Raw genomic sequence first — 9,519 nt, forward strand, 5'->3', positions numbered from 1 at the left:
CGTTTCCGACTCTATCAGACTCTTTCGTGTCCGATTCCCGGTCGAAGCGGGCCCTGCGATCCTGCTTGTTTCGCTTTCCAGGTCTTCGCTTTCGCGTTTCCCTTTCCAGCGGCTCCAACGTTACCAGACTCTTTTTCGTTCCGTTTCCGGTCCGAATTCGATTTTCGGTGGCCTGTGGAGTGGCCTTGCCTTTCGGCTGATTCGACTTTATCAGAAACTCTTGGGGCTCAAAGAACTGCCCGGCGAAGATTCCATAAGGGAGAATCGTGCGGTTCGGCGGAGTGGAAGTGAATCAGCACTCCCGCACGAACGAGATCAGACTTTATGCGCTCATCCCGAACCTGTCCAGTCCGAGGCAACCGTTCGAATCTACCTCCCCACATCTGCCGTGTCAACGGTTTTGTGGGCGAAGAGGAGACTAGCAGCTCGGTGGGGGTGGAGGCACATCGGCGGTCAGGCTGCGGTGGGAACTTCGGCGCTGCGTTCGATCTCCGCTACGTCACCGCTGTCTCCGGTACGTGCCGCGCGGCCACCCAGGATGTAGACGTACGCGAGGAAGGCCAGCTCAGCGGTGATGCCGATGGTGATGCGCGCCCAGGTGGGGAGGCCCGACGGGGTCACGAAGCCTTCCATGAGTCCGGAGACGAACAGGACGAGCGCCAGGCCGATGGCCATGCCGAGCGCCGCACGGCCCTGCTGTGCGAGGGCCGTGCGGCGTGACAGGGGGCCCGGGTCGATCACCGTCCAGCCGAGGCGGAGTCCTGTGCCGGCGGCGACGAACACGGCGGTCAGTTCGAGCAGGCCGTGCGGAAGGACCAGGCCGAGGAAGACGTCGAGCCGGCCCGCGGAGGACATGAGCCCTATGCCGACGCCCAGGTTGAGCATGTTGAGGAAGAGGATCCAGATCACCGGCAGGCCGAGGAAGGCTCCCAGGATCAGGCAGAGCGCAGCGGCTCGGGCGTTGTTCGTCCAGACCTGGGCGGCAAAGGACGCGGCCGGGTGGCTGGAGTAGTAGGTCTCGTACTCCCCGCCCGGTTCGGTCATCGCCCGGAGGTCGTCCGGGGCGGCTATCGCGGCCTGGACCTCGGGGTGGGCGCCGATCCACCAGCCGAACAGCGCCGCCACCGCTATCGAGAGCACCGCGGTGGGAACCCACCAGTGGCGGGAGCGGTAGACGGCGGCGGGGAACCCCGCGGTGAGGAACTGGGCCGCGTCTCTCCAGGAGGCCTTGCGCGTGCCGGTCACCGTCGACCGGGCGCGGGCCACGAGCTGGGTGAGGCGTGCGGTGAGGAGCGGATCGGGGCTGCTCGACTGGACCAGCGACAGGTGGGTCGCGGTGCGCTGATAGAGGACGACGAGTTCGTCCGCTTCCGCGCCGGTGAGGCGGCGGCCCCGGCGGAGGAGGTGTTCCAGGCGGTCCCACTCCGTGCGGTGGGCGGTGACGAAGACGTCGAGGTCCATGGGCGTCTTTTGCTCCTGGCAAGGGTGCGTACGGGTCCGTCCTACTGCGGCGCGCTCGCGGTCAGCTTGGCAGACTGGGCCCGGCTGGGGACGAGAAGGTCGGCGAAGGGTGGGGACCGATGAGCGAGTTGGTGACCGGGGACGCGGTCGTCCTGGGGGTGAGGCCCGCGCGGCTGCCGAGCCGCGCGCTGGCCTCGGCCATCGATCTGGCGGCCGTATTCACCGTGTTCATCCTGATATCGGTGGTGCTCGGTATCGCCTCCGCCGCCCTGGACGAGGCGGCGCTCGCCGCGATCATGGTGGCTTCGTTCCTGCTGGTCCTCGTCGGCGGCCCGGTCGCGGTGGAGACGTTGAGCCACGGCCGTTCCCTGGGGAAGCTGGTGTGCGGGCTGCGGGTGGTGCGGGACGACGGCGGCCCGATCCGGTTCCGGCACGCCCTCGTCCGTGGCGGCATGGGGCTCGTCGAGATCCTGATGACCTTCGGTGTTCTGGCCTCCATCGCTTCCCTGGTGTCGGCGCGGGGGCGTCGGGTCGGTGACCTGTTCGCCGGGACGCTGGTGATCCGGGAGCGGGTCGCCGTACCCGGCCGGTCCGTCGCCGTGCCGCCTCCGCCGCCCTGGCTGGTCGGACGGTTCGCGCAGCTGGACCTGTCGGCCGTGCCGGACGAACTCTGGCTCGCGGTACGGCAGTACCTGACGCGGATGCAGCAGTTGGACCCCGGTGTGGGCCGTTCGATCGCGGACCGGCTGGCCGCAGATCTGGTCGAGCGGACCGGGACCACCGTGCCGCAGGGCGTTCCCGCGGCGGCGTTCCTGGCCGCCGTGCTGCACGAGCGCCAGGCCCGTGACGCCCGGCGGGTGTTCGGCGGCACGGGCGCCGGCGTGCCCGTGCCCGACGTTGTCGTTCGGCCGGGGGGCCGGGCCGCGCCCGGTGGGCCGGGTGGCGGCGGTGGACCCTTCGGGGGTGGGGTCGGGGCTGCCGAGCGTGCCGGGGCCGGGGCCGGGGGCGATGCTCACGGCGTCGAAGGTGGCGGTGGTCCTGCTGGAGCGGGTTCCGCCGGCGTCAACGGTGGTGGCCGTGGAGCGGCTGAGCAGCGGGACGGGGCTGCCGGGGGTTCCTGGGGTGGGTTCGCTCCGCCCGGTTAGGGCCTGATGGCCTTCAAGCGGCCCGCGATGCGCGGTGACGCGTCTCTGCGGCCGCGCCCGCCGGTTCAGTCGGCGGGGGTGCCGGGTGCCCGGGGTGACGGGGGCGTCTCCAGGTGTTCGAGTTCGATGCCGGGGGCGGCGAGGACCACGTCTCCGGCGATGTGGACGGTGTGCCGCTCCCCGGTGTCCAGGGCGCTGACCTGGTACTCGTCCACGATCAGGGGGCCGTTGTCAGTGGCGTGCGCTTCACTGTTCACCAGGGCCCAGGACTGATCGGCGGTCCTGGGGGCCAGGACCGGATCCGTGAAGGTGACCACACGGATGCGGGTCGCGGGGGAATCGGGGGTGAGACGCAGGAGCCGGGTCGTGGCGACGAGGAACGCGGGAGACGTGCCGGCGAACGCGTGGGCGCGGACGTTGCCCTCGGTGGCGTGGCTGCCGGTGGGGTCGGTCCGGACCCACGTGACCCCTTCCAGGGCCGCTCCCCGCACCTGCCAGCTCGCGGCGTGGAGTTCGAGGCGGATGGGGCGGCCGAGGTCGTCGAGGGCGAGGTCGACGGAGCCGAGGTGGTCCCCGGAGGGGGACGTGGTCTGGGAGACGTAGCGCCAGCCGGAGGGGCCGGGGGCGCAGTGGAAGTGTTCTTCACCGAGGGGGGTGTGATCGTGAAGGTCGTGGAGCGAATACCTGCCGCGGGGCATGGGGTCCTTCGGGTTCCTCGGGCTGTGCGGGGGCGGTAACGGGCGCAGGCCCCCGGCACGGGGGTGCGGGGGCCTGCGCTCGGAGCTGCTGTCGTGGGCCGGTGCCACCCGGTGCCCTGACGACGGAACTCCGTCTACGGGCGCCGGGCGGGCCGCCGGCTCACGGTCCCGGTCGGCCGGAGGCGTGGCCGGGGCTGTCGCGGCGGGATCAGTAGCGGTAGTGGTCGGGCTTGTACGGGCCCTCCACCTCGACACCGATGTACGCGGCCTGCTCGGGGCGGAGCGTCGTGAGCTTGACGCCCAGCGCGTCGAGGTGGAGCCGGGCGACCTTCTCGTCGAGGTGCTTGGGCAGCACGTACACGTCGGTCGGGTACTCCTCGGGCTTCGTGAAGAGCTCGATCTGCGCGAGGGTCTGGTCCGCGAAGCTGTTGGACATCACGAAGGACGGGTGGCCGGTCGCGTTGCCCAGGTTGAGGAGGCGGCCCTCGGACAGGACGATGAGGACCTTGCCGTCGGAGAACGTCCAGGTGTGGACCTGGGGCTTGACCTCGTCCTTGACGATGCCGTCGATCTTCGCGAGGCCGGCCATGTCGATCTCGTTGTCGAAGTGGCCGATGTTCCCGACGATCGCCTGGTGCTTCATCCGGGCCATGTCCTTGGCCATGATGATGTCCTTGTTGCCCGTCGTGGTGACGAAGATGTCCGCTGTCTCGACGACCTCGTCGAGCGTGGTCACCTGGTAGCCGTCCATCGCCGCCTGCAGCGCGCAGATCGGGTCGATCTCCGTGATGATCACGCGGGCGCCCTGGCCGCGGAGGGACTCGGCGCAGCCCTTGCCCACGTCGCCGTAGCCGAAAACGACGGCCGTCTTGCCGCCGATGAGGACGTCGGTGGCGCGGTTGATGCCGTCGATGAGGGAGTGGCGGCAGCCGTACTTGTTGTCGAACTTCGACTTGGTCACCGCGTCGTTCACGTTGATCGCGGGGAACAGGAGGGAGCCGTCGCGGTGCATCTCGTACAGGCGGTGGACGCCGGTCGTGGTCTCCTCGGTGACACCGCGGATCTCGGACGCGAGCTGGGTCCACTTCTGCGGGGCCTCGCCGAGGGTGCGGTTCAGCAGGGTGAGGATGTGGGCGTACTCCTCGCTGTCCGCGGTCGACGGGTCCGGGGCGGCGCCGGCCTTCTCGAACTCGACGCCCTTGTGGACGAGGAGGGTGGCGTCGCCACCGTCGTCCAGGATCATGTTCGGGCCGCCGGTGGGAGTGTTCGGCCAGGTCAGCGCCTGCTCCGTGCACCACCAGTACTCTTCGAGCGTCTCGCCCTTCCAGGCGAAGACCGGGACGCCCGCGGGGGCTTCCGGGGTGCCGTTCGGGCCGACCGCGATGGCGGCGGCAGCGTGGTCCTGGGTGGAGAAGATGTTGCAGGAGGCCCAGCGGACCTCGGCGCCGAGGGCGACCAGGGTCTCGATGAGCACGGCGGTCTGCACGGTCATGTGCAGCGAACCGGTGATCCGGGCGCCGGCCAGGGGCTGGGCGGCGGCGAACTCCTCGCGGATCGACATCAGGCCGGGCATCTCGTGCTCGGCGAGCGTGATCTCCTTGCGCCCGAACGGGGCGAGGGAGAGGTCGGCGACCTTGAAGTCCTGGCGGTCGGTGGCCGTCGTCATAACGGGCTGCTCCTCGTGATGGGTCGAGGGTGGGCTGTCTGGGCTGACTCTGCGGCGCGGCGGGGCACACGAATGCCCGGGCGTTCGCAGTGCAGTCCGTCGGAGGCCCTCTGTCCCTCGCCCGGTCCGCTTCCGCCGACCGGTCGACCGCCATCAGCAGCGACGTCTGTAATCCGTATCCGAATCTACACCGAACGGCCCAGTGAGCCCCAGCCCGTCCGGGGAGAGGGGCGTGTGTGAGGGGTCACCGGGCCGATCGGGGCTGATCCAGGGAGGGTCAGTGGCCGGAATCCTTCGTGCTCGGGCCTTCGCCCGCGCCGGTGGCCTTGTCGGTGCTCGCGCCGGCCGCCGGGGCGGCGTCGGTGCCGGTCCCGGTGCCGGTGAGCGGGGCGGCGCCGGCGCCGGTGCCGGCGCCGGTCGCGGGGTCGGCTCCGGTTTCGGTGCCCGGGTTGGTGCCGTTGGCGGCGGCCTCGGCGTCGTAGATGTCCGGCTCCAGGTAGATGACCCGGGCGATCGGGACGGCTTCCCGGATGCGGTTCTCGGCGGCGTTGATGGCGTCCGCGACCTCGGCGGCGGTCTCGTCGTGCCGGACCGCGATCTTGGCGGCGACCAGCAGTTCCTCGGGGCCGAGGTGGAGGGTGCGCATGTGGATGATGCGGGTGACCGTGTCGCCGTCGACCACGGACGCCTTGATCTTCTCGACGTCCTCGATGCCGGCGGACTCACCGAGCAGGAGGGACTTCGTCTCGGCGGCCAGGACGATCGCGATGACGATCAGCAGGATGCCGATGCAGAGGGTGCCGATGCCGTCCCAGACGCCGTTGCCGGTGGCGAGGGCGAGACCGACGCCGCCGAGCGCCAGGATCAGGCCGACGAGGGCGCCGAGGTCCTCCAGCAGGACGACCGGCAGCTCCGGGGCCTTGGCCCGGCGCACGAACTCGGTCCAGGAGCGGTTGCCGCGCGTTTCGTTGGACTCCCTGATCGCCGTACGGAAGGAGAACGCCTCGGCGATGATCGCGAAGACCAGCACCCCGACCGGCCAGTACCACGCCTCGATCGCGTGCGGGTGCTTGATCTTCTCGTAGCCCTCGTAGACCGCGAACATGCCGCCGACCGAGAAGAGGACGATGGAGACGAGGAACGCGTAGATGTAGCGCTCGCGCCCGTAGCCGAAGGGGTGTTGGGGGGTCGCCTCGCGCTGCGCCCGCTTTCCGCCGAGCAGCAGGAGTCCCTGGTTGCCCGAGTCGGCGAGCGAGTGGACGCTCTCCGCGAGCATCGACGAGGAACCACTGAAGAGGAACGCTACGAATTTGGCCACGGCGATCGAGAGGTTGGCGGCGAGTGCCGCCACGATCGCCTTGGTTCCGCCTGACGCGCTCATAGGTGCGTGGTGTCCCTTCGTCGGTGCGCGGCACGTGCCGCCGCGGTGAGGCGGGACATTGTTGCAGCCGTTCGGGCGGTCTGTCGGTCAGGCCGCCACAGTGGCCCGGAAGAGGGTGCCCTCGCCTGCGGCGGAGACCGGTTCGCCGGCCGGGACGAAGACGGACTTCCCTGGTGCCAGGGCGAGTTCGCCGACCGTGACCGAGCCCGCCGTGCAGAGCACGATCTGCGGGGTGGGGGCGGTCAGTTCGGCGGGGGCGGCGCCGGTGGCGAGGGTGTAGCGGGAGAGGGCGAACTCGTCGGCGGGGGTCTCGTACAGCTCCTCGCCGGAGGGCGCCGCCTCCGGGCGCAGGACGCCGGGCTCGGTGGCCTCGAAGCGGACGATGCGCAGGAGTTCGGGGACGTCGATGTGCTTGGGCGTGAGGCCGCAGCGCAGGACGTTGTCCGAGTTGGCCATGATCTCGACGCCGAGGCCGTCGAGGTAGGCGTGCGGGACCCCCGCGTCCAGGAACAGGGCCTCGCCGGGCTGGAGTCGTACGTAGTTGAGCAGCATGGCCGCCAGGACGCCGGGGTCGCCCGGGAAGTGGTGGGCGATGCGGGCGTACGGGGCGTGGGCGCCGCCGATGCGTTCCGCGGCGGCCGCCGCCTCCGTCACGGTCGCGGCCATCTCCGCCGGTTCCGCGCCGAGGATCGCCGTGAGCACCTCGCGGAGCGCCGCCTCCTCGGGGTGGGCGCGGAGGAGGTCCACGTACGGCTTGAGGGAGTCGACTCCCAGCGCCTCCATCGCCTCCGCGGCCTCGGCGGGCGGCCGGAAGCCGCACAGACCGGCGAAGGGGGTGAGCGCGCAGATCAGTTCGGGCTTGTGGTTCGCGTCCTTGTACGTACGGTGCGGAGCGTCGATCGGTACGCCCCGGGCTTCCTCGTCCGCGTACCCCTCGCGCGCCTGCTCCAGGTTCGGGTGGACCTGTACGGAGAGGGGGGCTCCGGCGGCGAGCAGCTTCAGGAGGAAGGGGAGGCGGGGGCCGAACCGGGCGACGGTGTCCGCGCCCAGTTCGCCCTCCGGGTCGGTTTCGATGGCCTCGGTGAGCGGGATCTCCGTCTCGCCGGTGGTGGCGGTGGTGCGGGTGAGGCGCGAGGGGGCTCCGGGGTGGGCGCCCATCCACATCTCGGCCTGCGGTTCGCCGGTGGGCGCGATGCCGAGCAGGGCGGGGATGGCCGTGGTGGATCCCCAGGCGTAGGGGCGCACGGTGTTGGACAGCCGGTCCATGGAGTCGTCCTCGGGTGGTGCGGGGCGGGTGGGTGATCCACCAGGGATACCAGTGTTACGTGAGGTCCTGGCGTCGCGGGAGTGACCGGCGGGTGTGGGCTCGGAGCGGGCCGGTTCAAGGGGGCCGGTGGCGGAGGGGCGGAGCGGGCCGGTTCCAAGGGGGCCGGCCGCGGTGGCGGAGAGCCGGAGCGGGGCGGGTCGGGAGCCGGGTCAGGAGTCGGGGGTCGCGGCCAGCGAGAGGTAGACCGTGGCGAAGTCGGTCACCGCGAGCAGTTCGGCCAGGGTCTCCAGGGCGCTGCCCTCCTCCGGTTCCAGCTCGCTCACGGGGGTGTCGTGGCCGAGCGCCAGCTCCCGCGCGGCCGGGTAGGCGCTGAGGCCGCCGGTCGGGCGGTCCCGGAGCAGGACGACTCGGGCTCGCAGGGTCTCCCCCTCCTCGACCCGGTCGCGGAAGAAGTCGTCGGGGTCGGCGCCCGCCGCGAAGTCCCCGGTCAGGAGCGTGCCGTGGGACGGAAGCGCCTCGGGCAGCTCGGCGACGAGGGCGGGGCGTCCGGCGAGTTCGGACAGGACGGCGGCGAAGCGGCGTCCGACCGGCCCGGCGGCGTCGCCCTCGGTCCACAGCAGCGGAAGGCTCTCGGCGAGTTCGGCGGCGAGGGTCTTGGCCGGATTGCTGTACGTGGCGATCGCCGGGCCGCAGCGTTCGGCGGTGCGGTCCAGACGGTCCGCCACTTTCTGGAGGTCCTCGGGGGTCGCGGTCACCAGGCCGACCCGGTCCAGGAGCGCCAGCAGCGGGGTGAGCAGCGCCCACAGGGTGCCGGGGCCCGCGGCAGAGATCTCGGCGTCGTACTCGCCGTGCGGGGCGGCCGCCATCGGGACCACCAGTCCGTGCACCCCGTCGACCGCCTCGCGCAGCGGTGAGCGGGTGGGGGCTACGGCGACGACGGTGCAGCCGCGTCGGTACGCCTGCTCGGCGAGGAGGGCGAGGCCGGGCTCGGAGCCGTCGGCGGTCGCGATGAGGAGGAGGTCCACGGATCCGGCCCAGCCGGGCAGCGCCCAGCGGAGGGCGCCGGGGGCGGGGGCGACGCCGGTGGGCCTGATCCGGACGACGGGGGCGGCCGCGCCGGCCAGGGCGCCGATCAGGTCCGCGACGCCGGCAGCCGCGGTGCCGGGGCCGGCGACGAGGACGGACCGGGGCCGGCCATCCGGCTTCAGGCCGCCGATGCCGGCCTCGGCGGCGTGCCGGGCGGCGGTACGGACCCGGGCTCCCGCTTCGGCCGCGCCGCGCAGCAGATCGCGGCGGTCGGCTCTGGCCAGGGCGTCCGGGGCGTCGAGCAGGGACTCGTCGAGCATGGCGGTGGGCCTCCGATCACCGGGTGGGTGCGGGCTGCGGGCGGGGCCGGGGGAGCCGGTCGAAGCGGCGGCGCCGGTGGCTTGGCGACACGGCGTTGCCGATCGGCTCGACGACGCGGGCTGTGCGGTGCCCCGGGGGTGCCGGTTCGCCGTGGGCGCGTGCCTGCGGGTGCGGAGCCCGCCCGCCCGGACCGGCTGGGCCCGGTGTGGGTCCGGTCGGCCGGTTCCGGCGGGCGGCCCTGCCGTACGTGCCGCGGGTCGCCTGCGGTCAGGCGGGGCGGCGGGCCTCGTCGACGAGCAGCACGGGGATGCCGTCCCGGACCGGGTAGGCCAGGCCGCAGCCGTCGCCCGTGCAGACCAGCTCGGGGCTGTCGGCCGCCGAACGGTCGTCGAGCGGGGAGTGGCAGGCCGGGCAGGCCAGGATCTCCAGGAGGCCGGCTTCGAGCGCCATGGGGTGAGTCCCTTCGAGCATGCGGGTTCCGATCCGCGTGGATCAGGCGTCGTCAGCCTACCGCTGGGGTGGATGGGGGCGCGGCCTGGCCGGGGGGCGGAAAC

8 protein-coding genes are annotated in these 9,519 nt (G+C 72.0%); 1 reads left to right on the plus strand and 7 read right to left on the minus strand.

Annotation, left to right across the window (positions count from 1 at the left end):
• Positions 1-453: 453 nt before the first annotated feature.
• The gene (locus IF19_RS0133920) at positions 454-1,461 is read right to left on the minus strand and encodes a stage II sporulation protein M (RefSeq protein ID WP_030119668.1); all 1,008 of its coding nucleotides are present in this window, start codon (positions 1,459-1,461) and stop codon (positions 454-456) included.
• 119 nt (positions 1,462-1,580) lie between these two features.
• Here IF19_RS0133920 and IF19_RS0133925 point away from each other — a divergent pair, with 119 nt between their 5' ends.
• Complete coding sequence (locus tag IF19_RS0133925) at positions 1,581-2,606, plus strand: RDD family protein (RefSeq protein ID WP_030119667.1); 1,026 nt, start codon at positions 1,581-1,583, stop codon at positions 2,604-2,606.
• Between the two features lie 65 nt (positions 2,607-2,671).
• Here IF19_RS0133925 and IF19_RS0133930 read toward each other — a convergent pair whose 3' ends face one another.
• The 6 genes from IF19_RS0133930 to IF19_RS0133955 form a co-directional block, all read right to left on the minus strand.
• Positions 2,672-3,304, minus strand: a complete 633-nt coding sequence (locus IF19_RS0133930; RefSeq protein WP_030122308.1) for a hypothetical protein — start codon at positions 3,302-3,304, stop codon at positions 2,672-2,674.
• Between the two features lie 208 nt (positions 3,305-3,512).
• The gene (gene ahcY, locus IF19_RS0133935; protein ID WP_030199703.1) at positions 3,513-4,970 is read right to left on the minus strand and encodes an adenosylhomocysteinase; all 1,458 of its coding nucleotides are present in this window, start codon (positions 4,968-4,970) and stop codon (positions 3,513-3,515) included.
• A gap of 277 nt (positions 4,971-5,247) precedes the next feature.
• Positions 5,248-6,351, minus strand: coding sequence for a cation diffusion facilitator family transporter (locus IF19_RS0133940; protein ID WP_030119662.1), 1,104 nt, complete (start codon positions 6,349-6,351; stop codon positions 5,248-5,250).
• Positions 6,352-6,438: 87 nt separating this feature from the next.
• Complete coding sequence (manA, locus tag IF19_RS0133945; protein ID WP_030278108.1) at positions 6,439-7,617, minus strand: mannose-6-phosphate isomerase, class I; 1,179 nt, start codon at positions 7,615-7,617, stop codon at positions 6,439-6,441.
• Between the two features lie 210 nt (positions 7,618-7,827).
• Positions 7,828-8,964: an SIS domain-containing protein gene (locus tag IF19_RS0133950; protein ID WP_030122303.1), complete on the minus strand. Its 1,137-nt coding sequence runs from the start codon at positions 8,962-8,964 to the stop codon at positions 7,828-7,830.
• Positions 8,965-9,232: 268 nt separating this feature from the next.
• Positions 9,233-9,415: a Trm112 family protein gene (locus IF19_RS0133955; protein ID WP_030119658.1), complete on the minus strand. Its 183-nt coding sequence runs from the start codon at positions 9,413-9,415 to the stop codon at positions 9,233-9,235.
• Between the last annotated feature and the right edge of the window lie 104 nt (positions 9,416-9,519).

Origin of the sequence: Streptomyces californicus (assembly GCF_000717645.1) — a bacterium.
GTDB classification, from domain to species: Bacteria; Actinomycetota; Actinomycetes; order Streptomycetales; family Streptomycetaceae; genus Streptomyces; species Streptomyces californicus.